The following is a 22285-nucleotide window of genomic DNA, read 5'->3' on the forward strand; positions in this document are numbered from 1 at the left end:
GGGCGGACGGACCGCGTTCTTCCGGCCGCCCTGCAGCGCCATTAGGCATGCCTTACCTAACCAGGAATCGCATGCGCGGTCAACCCCCCGCACAGCAGAACGCGCCACCGGAGCGACCGGCCGTACACAACGAACCCGACAAAGCCCTCAATCGGCCGCATAAGAACTGCGGTGACCGCGACGCGGTGTGTGCCGGCAGAGAACGCGCCGCGCAGGCGGCGGGCTACCGGGGACCGCGGGAGCACAGTGCCCGCGGAGCGAAGGGTCGGCCGGCGCCGACGGCGACCGCGCCGCGGTGGGCGGCGGCAGTGGGCAGCGGCCCGTCCGCCCGTGCCCGCGGCGGCCGATCGGGCCGGGCGGTCGCACCGGACGGGCCGGACCGCGCCGTTCAGACCACGAAGAAGAGCATGACCAGCAGGAAGACCGGGATGCCCAGCGCCGCCGCGGCATCGGGCGCCCATACGGTGGCGGGCTCGCGCTGCACGGTGGCGCCGTCGCCCGAGCCGTGCTGCGGCTGGGCCTTGCGGCGCTCGGCCTCCTCGCGCAGCTGCCGGGCCGCGAAGTCGACCGGGCGCAGCGAACGCGGATCGGTGCCCTCGTCCAACGCGGGCACCGGCCCATCACCCGCCCGGCGCAGGTTCTCGCGCACCTTGGCGCGCTTGGTCTCGCGCAGCGGCCAGGAGCGGTACACCCGGTCGCCGGCGTGCACGCGCAGCACGTCGGTGACATCGGCCCAGGTGAACACCGACCAGGGCACGAAGGTCTCGCGCAGCGGATTGACCAGCCGCACCCCCTCGTCGGTGGGCACCACGCGCGGGCGCAGCCACAGCACATAGGCTCCGCCGACGGTGAACAGCAGCACCGCCCCAGCGAACATGCTGGAGGCGCCGTCGCCGTTTAGCACGAGGTCGACCAGCAGCAGGGCGACGACCGCGACCCAGCCCCAGCCCAGCACCCGGGACATCGGCGAGACCAGCGGCTTCATCGGGTCGCCCACTTCAGCTGCGCGAAGCCGGGCTTGATCTGCCCGTTGATCAGGGCGAGCCGCTCGTCAAAGGGCAGAAAGGCCGACTTCATCGCGTTGACCGTGAACCACTGCAGGTCGTCCCAGTCGTAGCCGAACGCCGAAGAGAGCTTGGCGAACTCCTCGGAGAGGCTGGTTCCGCTCTGCAGCCGGTTGTCGGTGTTAACGGTCACCCGGAACCGCAGCTCCCGCAGCAGCCCGATCGGGTGTTCGGCGATGGACGTCGCCGCACCCGTCTGCACATTGGAGCTGGGGCACATCTCCAGCGGGACCCGCTGGTCGCGGACGTAGCGGGCCAGGCGCCCCATCCGGATCTTGCCGCCCTCGGCGTACTCGATGTCGTCGACGATGCGCACGCCGTGGCCCAGCCGGTCGGCACCGCACCACTGCAGCGCCTCCCAGATCGACGGCAGGCCGAACGCCTCGCCGGCGTGGATGGTGAAGTGCGCGTTCTCCCGGCGCATGTACTCGAAGGCGTCCAGGTGGCGGGTCGGCGGGTGCCCGGCTTCGGCGCCGGCGATGTCGAAGCCCGCCACGCCGGCGTCGCGGTAGCGCACCGCCAGTTCGGCGATCTCGCGCGAGCGGGCGGCGTGGCGCATGGCCGTCAGCAGGGTGCCCACGATGATCGGCCGCCCCTGCTCGGCGGCGCGCTGCCGGCCGACGCGGAATCCCTCCAGCACCGCCTCGACTACCTCGTCCAGGGACAAGCCCTGTTCCAGGTGCAGCTCGGGCGCGTAGCGGACCTCGGCGTAGACGACGCCGTCGGCGGCCAGGTCCTCAGCGCACTCGGCCGCGACTCGCTCCAGCGCCTCGCGGGTCTGCAGCACCCCGACGGTGTGGGAGAAGGTCTCCAGGTAGCGCTCCAGCGCCCCGGAATCGGAGGAGTCGCGGAACCACGTCGCCAGCTCGGCGGGGTCGCGTGCGGGCAGCCCGGTGTAGCCGGTGTCCTCGGCCAGCTCGACTATGGTCTGCGGACGCAGCCCGCCGTCGAGGTGGTCGTGCAGCAACACCTTGGGGGCGCGCCGGATCTCGTCCAGGGTCAACGGGTGGATCATGCTTCTCAGCATGCCACCCCGGCGGCCCGGTGCGGCCCCCACCCGCCGCAGCGGCGGATCAGGCCAGCGCGGCGTCCTGGACCTGGTCGCCGCCCGACGAACGGGAGAACTCCCACAGCGCGGTCAGTGCGGTGGCCGCCATGAGCTGAGTGCCCACTCCGATGGCCCGCTCGTCGACGTCGAAACTGCCGCGGTGCAGGTCCAGCATCGGCGCGCTGGACTGCGGCGGGTGGGTGCCCAGCCGGGCCAGCGCGCCCGGGACGTGCTCCAGGTACCAGGCGAAGTCCTCGCCGCCCAGGCTCTGCGGGGTATCGGCCACCGCCTCGGGTCCCAGCGCCCGGTTGCAGGCGTCCTGGAACATCCGCACGCTGGTGGCCTCGTTGATCGTCGGCGGCACGCCGCGGCGGTAGTCGACTTCGGCATGGGCGCCGTAGCCGGCCACCACCGAGTCGACCAGCTCGCGGATGAGGTCGGGCGCCGCATGCCAGGCGTCGTCGTCCATGCAGCGCACGGTCCCCTCGGCCACGCCGTCGTCGGGGATGGCGTTGGGTGCCGAACCTGCGCTGACCCGGCCCCAGACCAGGCTGAACCCGGCGCGCGGGTCGACGCGCCGCGACAGCGCGGCGGGCAGTTCGGTGACGACCTTGCCCAGTGCGTAGACGAGGTCGGCGGTCAGGTGCGGCCGCGCGGTGTGGCCGCCGGCTCCGGAGAGCCGCACCAGCACCTGGTCGCAGGCGGCCGTGATCGGGCCGGTGCGCAGCCCGACCTGGCCGGCGAGCAGCCGCGGGTCGCAGTGCAGCGCGAAGATGCGGTCGACCCCGTCGATACCGCCGGCGTCGACAACCTCGCGCGCCCCGCCCGGCAGCTCCTCTGCGGGCTGGAACAGCAGCCGCACCCGGCCCGGCAGCGCGCCCGCACGGGCCTGCTGGGCCAGGAACATCCCGGTCGCCAGCAGCACGGTGGTGTGGACGTCGTGGCCGCAGGAATGCGCGGCGCCGGGAACGGTCGAGCGGTAGGGCACATCCTTCTCATCGGTGAGGGGCAGCGCGTCGATGTCGGCGCGCAGCGCGATGGTGGGGCCGTCGCCGGCCCCGATATCGCAGACGAGGCCGGTGGTGTGCGGAAGCGGCTCGGGCGCCAGGCCCATACCGCGCAGCCGTTCGACGATCCGCTGTGTGGTGCGGTGCTCGGCGAAGGCGAGTTCGGGATGCATGTGCAGATCGCGCCGGAACTCCGTGAACTCGCGCTCATGGCGAGCCAGAAAAGCGTTCAGTTGCTCCCGCAGGTCACGCCCCTGCATGGGATGGCCCCCTGTTCTTCTTCGTCGCATGGTCGGTGCCGGTGCCGCCGTGGGCCGCCTGGGGACCGGTGGCCGGTTCCGGAGAGTCCGCGAGGGAGGGTGCCGCCGGCGGTCCGTCGGCGCGGAACTCCGCCACCAGCGAGTCCACGACGTCGTCCAGGGTGCCGCCGTCGGCGACGACGGCACGTTGGCGCTCGTAGGACGCGCCCTTGTCCAGGATCTCCCAGGCGACGCCGAGGTCATCGGCGCAGCCGAGCCGCGCGGCGACGGGCTCCAGTTCGCGGAGCAGCTCGTAGAGGTCATCGCGCAGCGGCACGGTGCGGCCCTGGGCGTCGGTGATGACCCGGGCGTCCAGGCCGTAGCGGGTGGCCCGCCATTTGTTGTCGTTGACCACCCATGAGGGCGGACTGGGTAGCCCGTAGCCGCGGTCGAGTTGCTGATCGAACAGCCGGACCAGGCTCTGGGACAGCGCGGCGGCCATGCCGACCTCGCGCAGTGTGGGTATGCCGTCGAACATCCGGATTTCGATGGTGCCGAAATCAGGATGGGGGCGGACGTCCCACCAGACTTCCTTGATACTCGATATGGTCCCGGCCCGGAGCAGGGTTTCCATATATTCCTCGAAAGCGGCCCAGTGCTCAAGCCGGGGCGGCGGCCCGGCGGTGGGCAGCGCACCGAAGATGATCGAACGGCTGGAGGCGAGCCCGGTGTCGTGGCCGCTCCAGAACGGGCTGGAGGCGGTCAGCGCGAGGAAGTGCGGCAGGTACCTGGCCAGCGCGTTGACGATCGGGATGGCCTTCTCGCGCGAGCGCACACCGACGTGCACGTGCACCCCGAAGGTCAGTATCCGGCGTGCCAGCCACTGCATCTCGTCGATGAGCTCGCCATAGCGCTGGACCGGGGAGAGTGCCTGGTCGCGCCAGTCGTCAAGGGGGTGGGTGCCGGCGCAGATGAGCGCGGTATCGCGCGACTGCAGCACCGGGCCCAGGCGGCCGAGGCTGCCGGCCAGATCCGACCTGGCCTCCTCGACGGTTTCGCAGACGCCGGTGACGACCTCGACCTGGCACTGCATCAGCTCGTGGCGCAGCGGGCTGGCCGGGGTCTCGCTCAGATCGGGCAGCTCGGCGAGGACCTGCGGTGCCTCCTGGCGCAGGTGGCGCGTGTGCTCGTCGACGAGTTGCAGCTCCCACTCCACGCCGAGGGTGGCTCGCTGGGAGTCGTTGAATTCGATGGCCACGGTCAACCTCCGCCCTGTCGTCCGGCCGGTTCGCACACCGACACGGACCGAACCCTAGGCCGTGTCTGGTGGGTCCGTCCGTAGCGAGCGGCGCACTCGTGTGTGCCCCGCGCCCGATGCGCGAAGCGCCGTTGCGGCGCGGGGCGCTGCGGTAGGGCCGCCCCTACTCGGCGGGCTTCGCCATTTTCGCCGAGCGGGGGCCCGTGCCGCTCTCGCACGGCCGAGGAGGGAGTAAGGGCGGGCCCCCTTTCGATCAACGAGAACGCCGCGAGAGTGAGAATCCCTACCCGAGACGGCCGCGCAGTAGGACAGCGACCCACCAGGCATGGCCTGGGCGAGTAGTTGCCACTACCCGTTCTGTTAGGTCGTGTCATGCGGATTCCGTTCCAGGCTGCGTCGGGCGGTTGTGGCGGTGCGCCGGCTATGGGCGGCGCTCAGCGGATGATGGGACTGTGCTCGGGAGAACGGGCGCCCCGGCGGCGGGGCGGTCCGGCCCGATCGGGCGCGGTGCCGGCAGAGTCGATGTCGCCGGTGTCCAGGCCCACCGGTTCCGAGCCGCCGCGAAGGAACCGGCCGAGCGCCGCGACGATTCGGCAGCGGCGCAGGTCGGTGCAGCCGTCCTCCGCGCTTCATGATCACGCTACACAACCCGAGCCGACACCAGCGCGAAGTAACCGATACGTGACCTGAGCAGCAGGTTCGGTTTCCGAACCGTTGTCGAAGACCGCCGCGGCACCGCAAGATGTCGCTATCGCCCCTATTGGCGGTCCGGCGCGATGGATCGTGCGCGTCGGGCGGGTTGCCCCGGCGGTCGCGGACCGCTCAGCCGCGGCGGGCACGACCGTCCGCAGGGCTGCGGCGGCGCCGGACCGAGCGGCGCCAGGCCAGTGCGCCGGCCGCCGCTCCGGCCAGCGCCGCGGGCACGGCCAGGCGGCGCAGCGCCGCGAGCACCCGGCGGCGCCGGTCCAGCCGGCGGGAGCGCCGCATCAACCGCTCGGTGGGGCGGGCCGGCAGCACGGCGGCCAAGGTGCCCAGGTCCTGGCGCACCGCCTCGCGCGCGGGTTCGTCGTCGGACAGCCCGATCGGCAGCCCCGTGGGCACGGCCCCCTGGTAGGGCGGCGGTACCGGCAGCCACGTGGCGGTCCAGGCCGCGCAGAAGAGCACCATCCGCATGACCAGGTTGATCCACACCAGCAGCCCGACGATCACCGCGAACGAGGCGTAGACGGGGTTGCTCAGCGTGCTGCTGATCAGCAGTGCCGCAGCCGCCTTGAGGATCTCGAAGCCGATCGCGGCCAGCAGGGCGCCGCGCCACAGCAGGCGCAGCGGGCGGCGGGTGCCCGATAGGCGCGAGAACAGCACCAGGAAGATGACGGTGTCGACCGCCACGGCGATCGCCGGGCCGAGCAGCCGGGTGGTGGCCACCGCACCGGCCGAGCCCTCCAGCCCGGAGAAGCCCAGCAGCCGGCTCGTGGCCGTCTGGGCCACACCGGTCAGGGCGACCGACCCGAGCAGGCACACGGCCAGTACCGCCATGACCGCGACGTCGATCAGCTTGGCGACGACGAAGTTGGGGCCCTTTCCGGGGTCCTTCAGCCACACGCGGTGCAGCGCCTCGCGCACCGCGCTGAGCGCACCCACGCCCGCGTAAACCAGGCCGAGCAGTCCGAGGATGCCCGCACCGGTGCGCGCTTCGGCGATCTCGGCGACCGGCAGCCCTTGGGCCAGCCCGGGCAGCGACTCCGCGATGGCCCGGTCGAGGTAGTCGCGGGCGGCCGGTTCGACGGCGGCGGCGTAGCCCACTGCGGCAAAGGCCAGCGCCAGCAGCGGGAAGAAGGACAGGAACGCGAAGTAGGTGACCGAGGCGGCGAGCCGGTCGCCCTGGGTGGCGGTGTAGCGCTCGTAGGCGCGTACGACGTGGTCGACCGCCGGGCGCCGGCGCCGCACGCTCCAGTAGGTGTCAACGGCGAGGTTGCGGTAGTGCCGCACCCGATCCTTGAGCACCGTCATCGCGGCCATCGGCACCGCACCCCTTTCCCGTAGGCCTGCACCGATACCGTCCCATCCATCCCACCGTCCCGCCGCGCCGCCGGGCCCGGCCGGGTCGGGCGTGTCGCACGTGCGCCCTCCTTGTCCACTAAGCCCTGTTTAGGACAGTGTGTGTTGGCGGCACCGAGGACGGCGGCCGACCCGGGCAGGGTGGGCGGGCGGCTCCTCATGCCTGGAAGGGGCGGCCCGGGTCCACTGTGCGGCCTTGTGACCTGCCGAGCGGCGGGCGGCCTGCACGGAAAGCGGCACCGAGGGCGGCGGGCGGCCCGGGTGGTCGCGCACGTGTCCGGTGTGTCGGATTGCAGGGCGTCAGGGCGCCCGTTATGTCGGTTTCCCGTTGATGACCCTGCGGAAATGCCGGTCCCGGCGTTGAATTCCGGGCATTTCCGCAGGGCCGGTGGCCGCGCGCCCCGGCCGCCTGCGGTGTGGGACCGGTGACCGCGCGCGCCCGGGCCGCCCGCGGGCGTTGCCGTTGCTTTTCCGCTCCAGGCCACCTGTTGCCGGCCGCGGGCAAGGCCGCCGAGCGGACCCGTGTCCGCCCTGGCCCCCGGACGCACCGGCCGCCATGGCCGGGCCGCCATCAGTGCCCCCGTGCGGGTCGGCTCCTTCAGGGGTGATCGGTCCACCCGGGGGCCGCGCTGCTACACAGGGCACCGGCATGCCGGCAGTCCCGATCGATCAGGGCCTAACCCCGCTGCCACCCGGGCCGGCCGCCGGGTGCGCGCGGCGGGCGCGGGCGGGCGCGGGCAGAGACGGCGGCGGCGCTCAGCGACCGCCCCCCTTGCCCCAGCAGCCGGGCATCGATCAAAAACATTCACGACTGGTCTAATTGCATCGATATGGCCATGCCCTAGACTGATCTTGTGCGAACTCGACAGGTTTTTCGATCGGTGGGCAGACTCGCTGACGGACGGGAGATCATCTACTTCGACGAATCCCCCGATACAGGACGATCCGCGACCGAGGACCGCAGGCCGCTGCCGCCGTTCGCGGCCGGATCCCAGCTGCGCTACGACCCGCTACTCAACGAATGGGTGGCGCTGGCGGCCCACCGGCAGAACCGCACCTTCCTTCCCCCGCCCGACCAGTGCCCGCTCGACCCCACCGAGGGCGAACGGCTGAGCGAGATCCCGGCGGCCGACTACGACGTCGTGGTCTTCGAGAACCGCTTCCCCTCGCTGGCCCCGGCACCCGGCGCGCCCGCACCCGGCTCCGCCGACGGCGACCCCGCGCTGCACACCCGCCCCGGCGCCGGACGCTGCGAGGTCGTGTGCTTCACCTCCGACCATTCCGCGTCCTTCGGCGACCTCTCGCCCGAACGCGCGCGCACCGTCGTCGAGGCCTGGGCCGACCGCACCGCGGCACTGGGCGCCCGGCCCGACGTCGCCCACGTCTACCCGTTCGAGAACCGCGGCATCGAAATCGGGGTGACCCTCCAGCACCCCCACGGGCAGATCTACGCCTATCCCTTCGTGCCGCCGCGCATCGCGGCCATGTGCGAATCCGCCCGCAAACACCGCGCCGCCACCGGCCGCAACCTCTTCGACGACGTGGTCGCCGACGAGCGCCGGGCAGGCACGCGCGTGGTCACCGAAGGCGAGCACTGGACCGCGTTCGTGCCCGCAGCGGCCCGCTGGCCCTACGAAATCCGCCTGTTCCCGCTGCGGCGCGTGGCCACCCTGGCCGACCTGGACGGTGCCGAACGCGACGAACTCGCCCGCATCTACCTCGACCTGGTGCGCGCGTTCGACGGCCTCTTCCCCGCCCCCGACCACGGCACCGACCCGCCCACGCCCTACATCGCGGCCTGGCACCAGGCGCCCGTCGAGGCCGACGGCACCCCCGACCCCGAGTTCGGGCTGCACCTGCAGTTGTTCACGCTGCGCCGCGCCCCTGGGAAACTGAAGTATCTCGCGGGGTCGGAATCGGGTATGGCCGCGTGGATCAACGACGTGGCCCCCGAGGACGCCGCCGACCGCATCCGCGCCGCCCTGCCCTCCGCCGCCGCGGCGCATCCGACAGAGCACAAGGAGCAGCGTTGAGAGTCCTGGTCACGGGGGGCGCCGGTTACATCGGCAGCGTCGTCGCCGCCCAACTTCTCGAAGCCGGCCACGAGGTAACCGTCCTCGACGACCTCTCCACCGGCCACAGCGGTGCCGTACCCCGGGGCTGCCGGTTCGTCGAGGGCGGCATCCGCGAACGCGCCGCCGAGGTCCTGGGCGACCACGCCATCGAGGCCGTCCTGCACTTCGCCGCCCGCTCGGTGGTGCCCGAATCCGTGGCCCACCCGGAACGCTACTGGGACGGCAACGTCGGCTGCACGCTGGCACTGCTCGACGCCATGCGCGCCCACGGCACCGGCCGCATCGTCTTCTCCTCCACCGCCGCCGTCTACGGCGAGCCCGAGTCCTCCCCGATCCCCGAGGACGCCCCGGTGCGCCCCGGCAACCCCTACGGCGCCACCAAGGCCGCCATCGACACCGCGCTCACCGAGTACGCCCGGCTGCACGGCATCGGCGCGGCCAGCCTGCGCTACTTCAACGTGGCCGGCGCCTACGACGGCCTGGGCGAACGGCACGACCCCGAAACCCACCTGATCCCCATCGTGCTGCAGGTGGCCCTGGGGCTGCGCGAGTCCGTCGCTGTCTACGGCGAGGACTACCCCACCGCCGACGGCACCTGCGTGCGCGACTACATCCACGTCGCCGACCTCGCCGAGGCCCACCTGCTCGCCCTGGACGGCTGCCGCCCCGGCCGGCACCGCATCTTCAACCTGGGCAACGGCACCGGGTTCTCGGTGCGCCAGGTCATCGACGTCTGCCGCGAGGTCACCGGCCACCCCATTCCGGCCGCCGCCGCCGAACGCCGCCCCGGCGACCCCGCGACCCTGGTGGCCTCCAGCGAACGCGCCCAGCGCGAACTCGGCTGGGTCCCGCGCCGCCCCGAACTGCGCCGCATCGTCGCCGACGCCTGGGAGTTCCACACCGGACACCAGGCCGCCGGCACCGGCGCAGCCGCGGGCTGAGCCCGGCCCCCAAGGCGCACACCCCCGCAGCCGGCGAGGGCGGCCGAGCCTGTTGGCCCGCCTTCGCGCGCCGCTCCGGCGCACGGCCGCGCCCGGACCGGGCGCGGCCGCCCCACCGAAAACCAGGAGCCGGGTGGGACCCGGCAGACGAGGAGACCGGACACGTGGTCGACACCGACGAGATCACCGCCGCCTTCGCCGCCGCCTACGGCCGCGACCCGGCCGGCGTCTGGCACGCGCCCGGCCGCGTGAACCTGATGGGCGAGCACACCGACTACAACGACGGCCTGGTGTTGCCGATGGCGCTGCCCTGGGGGGTCTCGCTGGCTCTGGTACCCACCGACGACGGCGTCGCCGAGGTCCGCAGCGAACAGCGCCCCGGCGAACCCGTCCGCTTCAGCACCGCCGACCTCACCGACGCCGACCCCGTCGGGGGGTGGGCGGGCTACGTCGCCGGCGTCTTCTGGGCGGCGCGCGAGGCCGGACACCTGCCGGCCGGCGCCGGCGCGCGGATCCTGCTCGACTCCGACCTGCCGGTCGGCGCCGCCCTGTCCTCCTCGGCCGCCGTGGAGTGCGCCGTGCTGCTGGCGCTGGCCGAGGCCCACGGCCTGTCCGGGCTGGCCGCGGACCGGCCCGCCATGGCCGCGATCGCGCGCCGCGCCGAGAACGCCTACGTGGGCGCCCCTACCGGCATCCTGGACCAGAGCGCCTCGCTGCGGTGCGCCGAAGGCCACGCGCTCTACCTGGACTGCCGCAGCGGCGCCGCGAGCAACGTGCCCTTCCCGCTGGAGGACGCGGGGATGCGGTTACTGATCATCGACACCCGGGTCGAGCACTCGCACAGCGACACCACCGGCGGCTACGCGGCCCGCTTCGAGGAGTGCACGCGCGCGGCGCGCGTGCTCGGCGTCGACGCGCTGCGCGACGTGGAGGACCTTGAGGCGAGCTTGGCCAAGCTGGACGAGCCCCTCCTGGTCGACCGGGTGCGCCACGTCGTCACCGAGATCCACCGGGTCAACGCCGCGGTGGGCCTGCTGCGAGCGGGCGCACTGGCCGACATCGGTGCGCTGTTCACCGCCTCGCACCTGTCCATGCGCGACCAGTTCCAGATCTCCACCCCGGAACTCGACCTGGCCGTGGAAACCGCGGTGGCCGCCGGTGCCCGCGGCGCGCGGATGACCGGCGGCGGTTTCGGCGGCAGCGCCATCGCCCTGGTCCCCGAAGCCCGCCTGCCCACCGTCGAACAGGCCGTCACCGACGCCTTTGCCGAGCACGGTTTCACCGCCCCTGCGCTGCGGGTGGCGCTGGCCGAAAGCGGCGCCCGCCGGGTGCGCTGAGCAGCGCAAGGGGGCACCGGTACCGCCGCGCGCAACCGGCAACGGTGCGTGCGGCGGCGTATGCGGCGGCCGCCTGTGACGGGTCGCACAGCCGCCCGCCGGGGCACCGGCTGCCCGGAGGTTGCGATGGGGCGCCGGAGCACCCTTGTGAACGGCTCGGGACGGATTGCGTCCGAACCTGGCTAGGCTGTGCCGAGTCCTATGGCATAGAGGGACAAAGGGACAAGCCGAACCTCACATGTGGTGATTTCACAGATGGGCGAGCAGATCCATGGCTGACGGGCCGAACGGGCGAGGACGCGGGTCGGGCAGCGGTGACGCCGACCGGACCGGGGTGTTCCGCCGCCCTGCCAAAGGCGGGGCCGACGAGATCGAGAAGCTCTACCGCCCGCGCGGCGCCGAGGAGCGCTCATCCGCGGGTCCCACGCGGCGGTTGCCGCCCGTGGAGGACGAGCCGGCACCGCGCCGGTCCCCGTCGTCCTCCGCAGGCTCAGGCGGGCGCGGCGGCTCCGGACCCGGCGGGCGCGGCTACGACGGGTCGGGCAGCGCGCGGCGCCGCCGCGAACAGCGCCGCAAACGCCGCCGCACCATCCTGGTGCTGGCGCTGGTGGCGCTGCTGGTGCTGCCGACCGCCTTCTACTTCTGGGCCGACTCCCGCCTGGAACGCGACCAAGCGCTCGAATACGAGGGCAAGCCGGAGGACCAGCCCGGCGACACCTACATGATCGTGGGCTCCGACAGCCGCGACGGCCTCACCGAAGAGCAGATGCAGGAGTTGGGCACCGGCGACGCCGCAGGCAAGCGCACCGACACGATCATGGTGCTGTACGTGCCCGAGACCGGCAAACCCACCATCATCAGCGTCCCCCGCGACTCCTACGTCGAGATCCCCGGCGTCGGCCAGAGCAAGATCAACGCGGCTTTCGCCGAGGACCTGGGCGGCGGCCCCCAGCGGCTGGTGCAGACCTTCGAGCAGTCCAGCGGCGTGCGCATCGACCACTACGTCGAGGTCGGGTTCTCCGGGTTCGTCGACATCGTCGACTCGGTCGGCGGCATCGAGATGTGCCCCGAAGAGGCCATGAAAGACCCGAAGGCCGACCTGGACATCGAGGCCGGCTGCCAGCAGATGGACGGCAAGACCGCGCTGGGCTACGTGCGCACGCGTGCCACCGCCCGCGCCGACCTCGACCGTATCCAGCGCCAGCGGGAGTTCTTCAGCGCCCTGGTCGAAAAGACCACCTCTCCGGGCACCCTGCTGAACCCGTTCCGGTCGGTGCCGCTGGTCACCGAGGGCACCAAGACCTTCGTCGTGGACGACGGCGACCACCTGACCGACCTCGGCGGCATGGCACTGGCGATGCGCGAGGACCCGGCCACCTCCGCGGTCCCGGTCGGCTCCACGCCCACGCTCCCCGGCGCGGGTTCGGTGGTGCTGTGGGACGAGGCGCGCTCGGCCGAGATGTTCGACGCGATGCAGCAGGGCAAGCCCATCCCCGAGAGCGCCATGCAGGACTAGAACCAGCAGCAGACCGCTGAAGATCTTGGGGGTGGGTTCCGCCGGGACCCGCCCCTTCGTTGTGCGCGCGGGTCTGCGGACGGTCAACCGCCGCGGCTCGCTGCTGTTCGGGTCCGGCTGTGCGGCTATGGCGGGCGGGCTAACGCACGCGCCCGGCGCCGCCGAGTCCCCGAGCGGCTGCAATGCCCCTGAAAAAGCAGAAAGGGCCCGCCGCAAGCAGCGGCGGGCCCTTTCCTTGACGTTCCGCACCGCGCGCGCCTACCCCCCAGCGGGCGCACGGCCGGCACGTCGTCCGGGAAGCTCCGTGGTCTGTTATCCGCCGGGTTAACCCAACGGGCAGACATCTCCAAGATAGGGCAATATTCGCGAAACACGCGAACCACAGGAGAGTGGTATTCGCCGCACTACCGCGGTGTATTACGCTGCGTGTCCACTCGGCCCCACCAAGCCATCCTGCCATCCGCGGACCGCGGCGGGGACCGAATCGCGGCAACCGCCGGCATGGGGCCGCCCCGCGCGGCGCGGAGCGGCCCCATGCGGCCCTATGCGGCAACACGGGCCCGGCGCAGGGCGCCGGGCGCGCGCGGCCTCAGGCCAGGCGCTTCTGCAGGTTCTCGTCGAGCGCGGCGAGGAACCCCTCGGTGGTGAGGTGGCCCTGGTCGCCGCCGACCAGCAGCGCGAGGTCCTTGGTCATCTGCCCGCCCTCAACGGTCGAGACGACGACCTGCTCAAGAGTGTTGGCGAACTCGACCACCGCAGGGGTGTTGTCGAGCTTGCCGCGGTGCTCCAGCCCGCGGGTCCAGGCGAAGATGGAGGCGATGGGGTTGGTGGAGGTGGGCTTGCCCTCCTGGTGCTGGCGGTAGTGCCGGGTGACCGTGCCGTGGGCGGCCTCGGCCTCGACCGTGCGGCCGTCGGCGGTACGCAGCACCGAGGTCATCAGACCCAGCGAGCCGAAGCCCTGCGCGACCGTGTCGGACTGCACGTCGCCGTCGTAGTTCTTGCAGGCCCACACGTAGCCGCCCTCCCACTTCAGGGCGGCGGCGACCATGTCGTCGATCAGCCGGTGCTCGTAGGTGAGGCCGGCCGCTTCGAAGCGGTCCTTGAACTCGTTCTCGAAGACCTCGGCGAACACGTCCTTGAACATGCCGTCGTAGGACTTCAGGATCGTGTTCTTGGTGGACATGTAGACCGGGTAGCCGCGGTCCAGGCCGTAGTTGAGGCTGGCGCGCGCGAAGTCCTCGATGGAACGCCGGTAGTTGTACATGCCCATCGCCACACCGCCCCCCTCGGGGAACTCGGCGACCTGGAGCTCCATCGGCTCGCTGCCGTCCTCGGGGGTGTAGGTGATGGTGACCGTGCCCGGGCCGGGGACCTTGAAGTCGCTGGCCTTGTACTGGTCGGCATGGGCGTGGCGGCCGATGATGATCGGCTGGGTCCAGCCGGGCACCAGACGCGGCACGTTCTCGCAGATGATGGGCTCGCGGAAGACCACGCCACCCAGGATGTTGCGGATGGTGCCGTTGGGCGAGCGCCACATCTTCTTCAGCCCGAACTCCTCGACGCGGGCTTCGTCGGGCGTGATGGTGGCGCACTTGACGCCGACGCTGTGCTGCTTGATCGCGTTGGCGGCATCGACGGTGATCTGGTCGTCGGTGCGGTCGCGCTCTTCGATGCCCAGGTCGTAGTACTTCAGGTCGATGTCGAGGTAGGGCAGGATCAGCCGCTCCTTGATGAAGGACCAGATAATCCGCGTCATCTCATCGCCGTCGAGCTCTACTACGGGATTCTCAACCTTGATTTTGGCCATGGCTCGTGGCTGTCCCTTCGTTTCGGCTAGCCGTCATGTGGCTGCAGGCCGTGCCGGGGCGCACTGTCTCCCCACTGCGGCGGAGACTGCGGCGCTGTGGCCGCGCTCAGCCGCGTGGAGGCCGGTGTGTCCGCGACACGCCCCATGAGCTCGCCGCAGAGCCTCAGCCGCGCCGTGGCCGGGTCCGGCGGGTGGACGTCTCCACCGGGCGCCAGCGGGCGGCGGCTCCGTCGATCGAACGTTGGCGGTATCTCGATATCAAGCTTATTAGACGCCTACTGGGACAGCTGCGGCGCTACCCATGCGAGCACGATCAGCAGCACCGCCAGGGTGCTGAAAGTGATGATGTCGATCCACCGGCTGCGCACCGCGAGCATGCCGATCCGGTGCGGCGGCAGCAGCACGCGGAACACCGCGGCCAGCATCAGCGCGCCGGCGATCAGCGCCGGACCGCGCTTGAAGTGCGCCGCCGCGACGACCACGATCCCCGCCGACATGGTGGACAGCACCAGGAAGTAGGGGACCTGCGAAAGCCACCCGGGGGCGGCCTCGCCGGCACCGGGTTCGGGTTCGTGCTCGTCTGGAGTAGGGCCGGGCTCCGGGTCATCGGACCGGCCAGAGCTGGTTGCTACCGCTTCCTCCACCGTGTTCTGGCTCACCGTCAACCCCACGCTAGCGCGCTCCGGCTGCAGAGCGCTTCGGGCATTCACCGGCCACCCGGCACGAACCGGCCATCGGCCCCCGGAACACCGGGGCCGTATGCGGGATCCGCCGAGCGGCGCGCACCGATCGGCCCGCCCGCGCCATCGGCCAAGGACGCCATCAGTTTAGTGACACCCGATACCCCTGCGCGCACAGCACCACCGAATCGGTCCCATCTCGTTCCGAATTCTGCTTGCTCCGTTATACGGAAAAGAGCGTAAACCTCCCGAGATACCTGTCTAACTCCTGAGTAAGAGCGTAGAACCAACAGCGCCCGGGTAACCACTGGAGAGATGAGTGCCACGGTGAGCGAGGACGACCCCCTATGAACCCCTCTCAACCAGCTACGACCGGTCTGCACGGCCAACCTGCAAGGCACCCGTCCGCGCACCGCCGTGCACTCCCTCATCGGCCGCGCCCCACACTGGGAGGAAAAACCGTGGACGGGCCCTATATGCGGGTCGAAGAGAGCGGGGACGTACAGCAGTTGAGTTCCGAGGTCACCACAGTCGGACGCGGAGACGGAACCGACATCCGCCTCAGCGACCCCAGCGTGTCGCAACTCCACGCCGAACTGGTGCGCCGCGGTCCTTATGTCTACGTCGTCGACCTCGGCCTCTCCCGCAACGGCACCCGGGTCAACGGCCGTCCGATAGCGCGCAGGGTTCTCGAAGAAGGCGACGTCCTCAGCTTCGGCAGCGCGCGATGCAAAATCGGCGGCCTGCCCAGGGAGGAACTCAACCCCGACGTCGAACTGCGCAGGGGAACCGCACCTGAACTGACCCGGAGGGAGCTCGACGTCCTCACGTCGCTCTGCCGCCCCGCTCTCTCCGATGAAGCCTTCGTCTCCCCCGCGACCGCCCGCGAAATCGCCGAGGACCTGGTCGTGACCGAAGCAGCCGTCAAGCAGCACCTTCTCCGCCTGTACCAGAAGTTCCGGGTCCCCGAAGGCGCCAACCGCCGCACCCGCTTGGCGAACGAGGTCGTCGCACTGGGCCTGGTGCGCCCGATGCCGGTCCTCGACCGCGAGCGCAAGGCCAGCTGACCGCGGGGGCCGGGCACCGCTGCCGGCCCCGGCTCCGGTGGATCCGCCTGCGCCCTACGGCGCGGCCGGCACGGCCGGGCTGCGCGACCCGACCTTGCCGGCCCCATCCGCCTGCCGCGGCCCGCTCGGCAGGCCGCCTCCGCTCGACCGGCTCCGCCCGCTCAGCCGGCCAGGCGCTCGGCGGCCTCCACAACGTTGACCAGCAGCATCGCCCGGGTCATCGGGCCCACACCACCGGGGTTGGGCGCCACGTACCCGGCGGTCTCGCGCACGTCCAGCGCCACGTCACCGCGCAGGCCTTCGTCGGTGCGCGTGACACCCACGTCCAGCACCGCCGCTCCCGGCTTGACCATGTCCTTGGTGATCAGCCCCGGCACACCGGCGCCGGCCACCACGATGTCGGCCCGGCGCGTGTGCTCGGCCAGATCGCGGGTTCCGGTGTGGCACAGCGTCACGGTCGCGTTCTCGCTGCGGCGGGTCAGCAGCAGCCCCAACGGGCGCCCCACGGTCACCCCGCGGCCCACCACCACGACCTCGGCGCCTTTCAGCGGCACGCCGTAACGGGTCAGCAGTTCCACGATGCCGCGCGGAGTGCACGGCAGCGGCGCCTGCTCCATCAGCACCAGCTTGCCCAGGTTGACCGGCTGGAGGCCGTCGGCGTCGCGGTCCGGGTCGATCAGCCCCAGCACCCGGTTCTCGTCCAGCCCGCGCGGCAGCGGCAACTGCACGATGTAGCCGGTGCAGGCCGGGTCGGCGTTGAGATCGGCCACCACACCCTCGACCTGCGCCTGGGTCGCGGTGGCGGGCAGGTCCCGCCGGATGCTCTCGATGCCCACCTCGGCGCAGTCGCGGTGCTTGCCGGCCACATAGGATTGGCTGCCCGGGTCGTCACCGACCAGGACCGTGCCCAGGCCGGGCGCCGCACCCTTGGCGCGCAGCGCCGCCACCCGGTCCACCAGCTCCGCGCGGATCGCCGCGGCCGTGGCCTTCCCATCGAGAATCTCTGCGCTCATCTGCGTCCTTCGCCCCTTCCCTGGGCTCTGCTGCGTCCGCCGACCGCCACTGCCCGAAGCACTCGCCCCGATCAGTGGAAGAAGTGCCGGGTACCCGTGCCGTACATCGTGATGCCCGCCTGCTCGGCCGCCGCCACCACGGCCTCGTCGCGCACCGACCCGCCCGGCTGGACCACTGCCCGCACTCCGGCCTCGGCCAGCACCTCAAGGCCGTCGGGGAAGGGGAAGAACGCGTCGCTGGCCGCAACCGACCCGCTCACCCGGTCGCCGGCCCGATTGACCGCGAGGTGGGCGGCGTCGACCCGGTTGACCTGTCCCATGCCCACACCCACCGTCGCGCGGTCGGCGGCCAGCAGGATCGCGTTGGACTTGACCGCGCGCACCGCCCGCCAGGCGAACGCCAGGTCCGCCAGCACCGCCTCGCCGGCGGGCTGCCCCGCCATCAGCTGCCAGGCCGCGGGGTCGTCGCCGGGCGCGTCGACCAGGTCGGTCGACTGCAGCAGCGTGCCGCCGCTGATCGGGCGCTCCTCGGCACGGGCGGCACGGTCCGGCGGGGTGACCACCAGCAGTCGGATGTTCTTCTTGCGGGTGAGGATGTCGACCGCGCCCGCCTCGTACTCGGGCGCCACCAGCACCTCGGTGAAGATCTCGGCCACCTGCTCGGCCAGCGCCACACTGACCGGCCGGTTCGTGGCGATCACCCCGCCGAAGGCCGACAGCGGGTCGCAGGCGTGCGCCTTGCGGTGCGCTTCGGCGATGTCGGCGCCCACCGCGATACCGCACGGGTTGGCGTGCTTGATGACCGCGGTGCACGGCTCGGAGAAGTCGTAGGCGGCGCGCAGCGCGGAGTCGGCGTCGACGTAGTTGTTGTACGACATCTCCTTGCCGTGCAACTGCTCGGCGCCCGCCAGCCCGGGGCCCGCGGCACCGTCGCCGCGGTACAGCGCAGCCGGCTGGTGGGGGTTCTCGCCGTAGCGCAGCGTCGTGGTGCGGTGGCCGACCGAGGCGTAGAAATCGGGCCAGCCGGTCTCGGCGGCGACCTCGTCGGGGGCATAGACCGCGGCGAACCAGGTCGAAACGGCCGCGTCGTAGGCCGCGGTGTGTGCGAACGCCTGCGCGGCCAGGCGCTTGCGCTGCTCCAAGCCGTATCCGCCGGCCTGCACCGCCTCGATGACCTCGTCGTAGCGGGCCGGGTCGACGACGACGGCCACCGAACTGTGGTTCTTGGCGGCGGCGCGGATCATGGCCGGGCCGCCGATGTCGATCTTCTCGATGCACTCGGCCGGCGAAGCCCCGGCGGCAACGGTCTCCTGGAACGGGTAGAGGTTGGACACCAGCAGGTCGAAGGCGCCGATCCCCAGCTCCTCCAGTGTGGCGCGGTGGCCCGCGTCGGCCCGGTCGGCCAGCAGGCCGGCGTGCACCCGCGGGTGCAGCGTCTTGACCCGCCCGTCCAGCACCTCGGGGAACCCGGTGACATCCTCGACCGCGGTCACGGGCACGTCCACCTCGGCGAGCCTGGCGGCCGTGGAACCGGTGGAGACGATCTCCACCCCCGCCTCGGCCAGCCCGTAGGCCAACTCCTCCAGTCCGGTCTTGTCGTAGACGCTGATCAACGCGCGCCGAATGGCCTGCTGGCTCACCGGTTCTCCTCTGCGACGTATTCGGTTGACGGGGACGGGGGCTGTTCGGCGGGCCGGTGCTCGGCCGCGCCCAGCCGCACCTGGCGGCCCGCAATGCTCCAGCCTTCGCGCGCCAGGCGGCCCACCACATCGACGAGCATGTGCCGTTCGACGGCCTGGATGCGCGCATGCAGCGCGGCGGTGTCGTCGCCGGGCTCGACCCGGACCGCGGTCTGCTCGATGACCGGGCCGGTGTCGACACCGGAGTCGACAAAGTGCACGGTGGCGCCGGTGATCTTGACTCCGTAGGCCAGCGCGTCGCGGACCGCATGGGCGCCGGGGAACGCGGGCAGCAGGGCCGGGTGCACGTTGACGACCGTGTGGCGGTCCAGCACCTCGGCGCCGAGGATGCGCATGAACCCGGCGGAGACGACGAGGTCGGGCGCGTAGGCGGCGATCCGCTCGCTGAGCGCTGCGTTCCACCGGCCGCGGTCGCTGTAGTCGGCGAACGGCACGGTGAACGTCTCGATACCGGCCTGCTGGGCGAGGACGAGCCCGCCGGCGTCGGCGCGGTCGGCTCCCACCGCCGCCACGGAGGCACCGTAGCCGGGCTCGGCCGCGGCTTCCAGCAGGGCGGCCATATTGGTTCCCGCGCCTGAGATCAGAACGACAACTCGCGCCGACAGAGTGCTTCCTCCTCAAGGGAAAAACGGTGCGGGAACGCGCGCCTGCGGGCCCGCTGAGCGGGGGCGCGCCGACCTGCGGGAGCGGGCGGACACGGGCGCGCGCACGCGCCGGGCGAGTGCGCTCAGGGCAAGCACGGCTCCCCCACCCGCGCTGCAAGCCTATCTCGGCAGGTAGCGTCTACTCCACGGGACCCCGTCGGGACCCTCCGGGCGCCGGCGCGCTGACTACGCCGTCCGGCACCGCCCGAGGCCCCGCCCCGAAGCCTTACACCAGCCGCCACCAGGCCCCAGCCGCGAGGAGCCCCTGTGACCGATGATCAGCCCCAGCCGCGTAGCGACGGGCAGCAGCCCACCGTCGAACGAGGCGGGCTGTGGGGACTCTTCCTTTCCGCGGCAGGGCTGGTCCTGCCGCCCTACGGCATCGTCCTGTCCGCACTCGGTATCTTCCAGGGCCGCCGGGCGCGCCGGTCGGCCCGGGCGAACAACGGGGTCGCGCCGGGCGCGACCATGAGCATGGCGCTGGGCTGGGCCGGTGTGGCGCTGTCCGGACTGATGATCGTGGGCTATGCGGTCTTCTGGAACGAGTACCAGGTCTACGGGCAGTGTTCGGCGCAGGCGCTGACACACGCCTCCCAGCAGGAGTGCGACGATTCGCTGCGCGAGGCGGTCGCCGAACGCGCCGGAGTCCCCGCGGAAAGCCTGCCGCCCATCAGCGGCATGGGCTGAACCGGCGGATTCGGCGGAGCCGCCGCTGCCGGCGCGCAGAAGCGGCCGGATCACCGCTCGCGCGCGTGCTCCCCACCGCCGGGGCCGGATTCGGGGCCGGATTCGGCGGGGTCCTCGTCGGCATCCGCGCCGGAACCGCCCGCCTCGTAGGTAATGCCGTAGAACTCCTCGGCGTCGTCGCCGTCGTCGGCGCGGCGCCGCAGCTTCGGCAGGCGGGGCTTCGGCACGCGCGGCACCCGGGCAACGCGGGGCAGGCGTACCCTCCGCCGCCGTTGCGGATCCGGCTCGCGCGGTTCGGGCGGCTCAGCCGGTTCGGGCGCATCGGGGGCGGCTGCCGGGGCCGCAGCAGCGGTTCGCGAGTAGTAGCGCCGGTAGTAGCGCCAGTTGGCCACCCAGGCGGCGATGGCGGCCGCCACGCCCACTTCGAGCGCGGTGATCAGCCCGACCTGCCACGCCGAGGGGCCCACCTGGGCCAGCCGGTCGGCGCCCAGCGGCCCGCCCGCCGCAACCGATAGCGCGGCGCACACCAGGCCGGTGGTTACGCCGCAGACGAAACCCCACAACGGCGCCGACTCGCTGACCACGGCCGGCGCGCTGCGCTGGGTCAGCACACCGCCCAGCCCGCCTGCTGCGAACGGCACCGCCAGCGCCGCCAGCGACAGTACGGGGGCCGGACCATTGCCGGGCAGGGCTTCGAGCATGGGCAGCACCGGCAGCGCGCCCACCGACACACCTGTCGGGGCGACCACCGTGCCCGTGCCGACCGCGAAGCCCGGGCCCACCGCGTAGGCCAGGCCGAACACGATGGCGTTGGGCACGTACAGCAGTTGGACGAGCAGCAGTAGCGCGCCGCCGACCAGACCCGGTGCGAGGTCGCCGGTAGTGGCGGCGGCATCGCCGAAGCCGGCGGCCAGTCCTGCGCAGAACAGCAGCATGCCGGCGGCCAGCAGCGTGCCGGTGGCGCTGAGCGTACCGACCAGCAGGGAGCGCGGGCGGTCGGGCATCAGTTCGAGCAGCCGCCGTTTGGCGATGCCTTTGTCGCGGAGCAGTTGGACCAGCACCCCGGCCCCGCCGGCGACGAACGCCAGGCTGAACCCGGCGACGAGCGCCTGAACCATGCTGGGGCGCACGGTCTCGGTCTGGCCGATCAGCGCCAGGGTTCCCGCGATGGCCGCGTAGGGCCCGGCGATGGCCAGCGCCGCGCGGAACAGGTGGCGCAGCCGCGGCAGGTCGCAGCTGCGCGCCAGCCAGCGGCCCGCCCGGTACAGCAGCAGGCCCGGCAGCACGACCAGCCCAAGCGGCAGCATGGCCACATCGCCGCCCGGGATGCCGAAGCCGATGTGGTGGCCCACCAGCCACGCCTGCACGGATGCGCGCAGTACGTCGCCGATGTCCTCGCCGAAGGTGCCGTGCGGCGCCGCCACCCAGCCGACAACGGTGAGGGTCATCAGGACGGCGAGCCCGATGCCGGTCGACCAGGCCGCAGCCAGGCCGCCCGCCGTGTACAGGGGGCGCGGCTGGTCGCCTGTGGCGGGGCCGGAGCGGCCCCGCCCCGCGCCGGAACCGCGCGCGCCCCGGCCGCCGCCGGAACCGCCACCGGATCCGGCCCCGGAGCCACCGCCCGTGCCTGGAGCGCCGCGGCGGGGGCGGTCGCCGCCGCGGTTCGGGGAAGGACGTGCGGGCGCGCTCACCCGATCCATGCTGCCAGCCCGGCGCCGATCCGCCTGTCTTTGCACCGGGCGTGTCGCCCAGCGGGGCGCGGGGGCGATGTGCTAAGCCCTGCTGAGGAAGTGTGTTAACGGCGCCGGGGGCGGCAGTCGGCCGGGGTACGCGCGTGTGCGCCCGTTATGCCAGTTTTCCGTTTTCGATCATGCTGGAATGCCCATCTCCGCCTTGATATTTGGGCATTTCCGCAGGGTCGGTGCGCCGCCCGCCCCGGCCACCGCGGGCGGGACCGGAAACAGCAACGGGCCGGCTCCGCCGCCCGGTGTATCCGGTGGCGGGGCCGGCCCATTCAATGTGCAGCGCGGTGCGCGGCGGTCCGTTTTAGAACAGCTCGCGGGCCAGGCGCGCGGTCTCGCTGGGGGTTTTGCCGACCTTGACGCCGGCGGCCTCCAACGCCTCCTTCTTCGCCGCGGCCGTAC

At 72.2% G+C, this 22285-nt stretch carries 17 protein-coding genes and 1 pseudogene; 6 read left to right on the forward strand and 12 right to left on the reverse strand.

Going from position 1 to position 22285, the window contains the following annotated elements; translation table 11 throughout:
* Window positions 1-388: 388 nt before the first annotated feature.
* The 5 genes from ACYVD5_RS23640 to ACYVD5_RS23660 form a co-directional block, all read right to left on the reverse strand.
* A complete protein-coding gene (locus ACYVD5_RS23640; RefSeq protein ID WP_461003328.1) occupies window positions 389-985 on the reverse strand; it encodes a PH domain-containing protein in 597 nt (198 codons plus the stop codon).
* Window positions 982-2079, reverse strand: a complete 1098-nt coding sequence (locus tag ACYVD5_RS23645) for an adenosine deaminase (RefSeq protein ID WP_461003329.1) — start codon at window positions 2077-2079, stop codon at window positions 982-984. The genes ACYVD5_RS23640 and ACYVD5_RS23645 overlap by 4 nt, the downstream gene beginning before the upstream one ends.
* A gap of 58 nt (window positions 2080-2137) precedes the next feature.
* Window positions 2138-3379, reverse strand: coding sequence for a M20 family metallopeptidase (locus ACYVD5_RS23650; RefSeq protein ID WP_461003330.1), 1242 nt, complete (start codon window positions 3377-3379; stop codon window positions 2138-2140).
* On the reverse strand, window positions 3366-4616 hold the full coding sequence (locus ACYVD5_RS23655; protein ID WP_461003331.1) for a glutamate--cysteine ligase: 1251 nt from the start codon (window positions 4614-4616) through the stop codon (window positions 3366-3368). The genes ACYVD5_RS23650 and ACYVD5_RS23655 overlap by 14 nt, the downstream gene beginning before the upstream one ends.
* Window positions 4617-5438: 822 nt before the next feature.
* The gene (locus ACYVD5_RS23660) at window positions 5439-6635 is read right to left on the reverse strand and encodes a YihY/virulence factor BrkB family protein (RefSeq protein ID WP_461003332.1); all 1197 of its coding nucleotides are present in this window, start codon (window positions 6633-6635) and stop codon (window positions 5439-5441) included.
* A 920-nt stretch (window positions 6636-7555) separates the two neighbouring features.
* Here ACYVD5_RS23660 and galT point away from each other — a divergent pair.
* The 4 genes from galT to ACYVD5_RS23680 all read left to right on the forward strand — a co-directional run bounded on the left by galT (window position 7556) and on the right by ACYVD5_RS23680 (window position 12543).
* The gene (gene galT, locus ACYVD5_RS23665; protein ID WP_461003333.1) at window positions 7556-8707 is read left to right on the forward strand and encodes a galactose-1-phosphate uridylyltransferase; all 1152 of its coding nucleotides are present in this window, start codon (window positions 7556-7558) and stop codon (window positions 8705-8707) included.
* Window positions 8704-9690 carry a UDP-glucose 4-epimerase GalE gene (gene galE / locus ACYVD5_RS23670; protein WP_461003334.1) on the forward strand — a complete coding sequence of 329 codons (987 nt, stop codon included), beginning with the start codon at window positions 8704-8706 and terminating at the stop codon, window positions 9688-9690. The genes galT and galE overlap by 4 nt, the downstream gene beginning before the upstream one ends.
* A gap of 164 nt (window positions 9691-9854) precedes the next feature.
* A complete protein-coding gene (galK, locus tag ACYVD5_RS23675; RefSeq protein ID WP_461003335.1) occupies window positions 9855-11027 on the forward strand; it encodes a galactokinase in 1173 nt (390 codons plus the stop codon).
* A 271-nt stretch (window positions 11028-11298) separates the two neighbouring features.
* Window positions 11299-12543, forward strand: a complete 1245-nt coding sequence (locus ACYVD5_RS23680) for an LCP family protein (RefSeq protein WP_461003336.1) — start codon at window positions 11299-11301, stop codon at window positions 12541-12543.
* A 589-nt stretch (window positions 12544-13132) separates the two neighbouring features.
* Here ACYVD5_RS23680 and ACYVD5_RS23685 read toward each other — a convergent pair.
* The gene (locus ACYVD5_RS23685; RefSeq protein WP_461003337.1) at window positions 13133-14350 is read right to left on the reverse strand and encodes an NADP-dependent isocitrate dehydrogenase; all 1218 of its coding nucleotides are present in this window, start codon (window positions 14348-14350) and stop codon (window positions 13133-13135) included.
* A gap of 275 nt (window positions 14351-14625) precedes the next feature.
* Window positions 14626-15009: a DUF3017 domain-containing protein gene (locus ACYVD5_RS23690; protein WP_461003338.1), complete on the reverse strand. Its 384-nt coding sequence runs from the start codon at window positions 15007-15009 to the stop codon at window positions 14626-14628.
* A 482-nt stretch (window positions 15010-15491) separates the two neighbouring features.
* Here ACYVD5_RS23690 and ACYVD5_RS23695 point away from each other — a divergent pair, with 482 nt between their 5' ends.
* A complete protein-coding gene (locus ACYVD5_RS23695) occupies window positions 15492-16097 on the forward strand; it encodes an FHA domain-containing protein (protein ID WP_461003339.1) in 606 nt (201 codons plus the stop codon).
* 161 nt (window positions 16098-16258) lie between these two features.
* Here ACYVD5_RS23695 and ACYVD5_RS23700 read toward each other — a convergent pair whose 3' ends face one another.
* From ACYVD5_RS23700 to purN, 3 genes are all read right to left on the reverse strand, one after another.
* Window positions 16259-17110 carry a bifunctional methylenetetrahydrofolate dehydrogenase/methenyltetrahydrofolate cyclohydrolase gene (locus ACYVD5_RS23700; RefSeq protein WP_461003340.1) on the reverse strand — a complete coding sequence of 284 codons (852 nt, stop codon included), beginning with the start codon at window positions 17108-17110 and terminating at the stop codon, window positions 16259-16261.
* Window positions 17111-17181: 71 nt separating this feature from the next.
* Window positions 17182-18750, reverse strand: coding sequence for a bifunctional phosphoribosylaminoimidazolecarboxamide formyltransferase/IMP cyclohydrolase (gene purH, locus ACYVD5_RS23705; RefSeq protein WP_461003341.1), 1569 nt, complete (start codon window positions 18748-18750; stop codon window positions 17182-17184).
* A complete protein-coding gene (gene purN / locus ACYVD5_RS23710) occupies window positions 18747-19415 on the reverse strand; it encodes a phosphoribosylglycinamide formyltransferase (RefSeq protein ID WP_461003345.1) in 669 nt (222 codons plus the stop codon). The genes purH and purN overlap by 4 nt, the downstream gene beginning before the upstream one ends.
* A 306-nt stretch (window positions 19416-19721) precedes the next feature.
* Here purN and ACYVD5_RS23715 point away from each other — a divergent pair, with 306 nt between their 5' ends.
* Window positions 19722-20141, forward strand: a complete 420-nt coding sequence (locus tag ACYVD5_RS23715) for a DUF4190 domain-containing protein (protein WP_461003342.1) — start codon at window positions 19722-19724, stop codon at window positions 20139-20141.
* Window positions 20142-20191: 50 nt separating this feature from the next.
* On the opposite strand, the gene ACYVD5_RS23720 is transcribed toward ACYVD5_RS23715, so the two are convergent.
* Window positions 20192-21649 carry a cell division protein PerM gene (locus ACYVD5_RS23720; protein WP_461003346.1) on the reverse strand — a complete coding sequence of 486 codons (1458 nt, stop codon included), beginning with the start codon at window positions 21647-21649 and terminating at the stop codon, window positions 20192-20194.
* 538 nt (window positions 21650-22187) lie between these two features.
* Window positions 22188-22285, reverse strand: a pseudogene (locus ACYVD5_RS23725) (succinate--CoA ligase subunit alpha); the annotation flags it as partial.

This window comes from Streptomonospora sediminis, assembly GCF_054778995.1.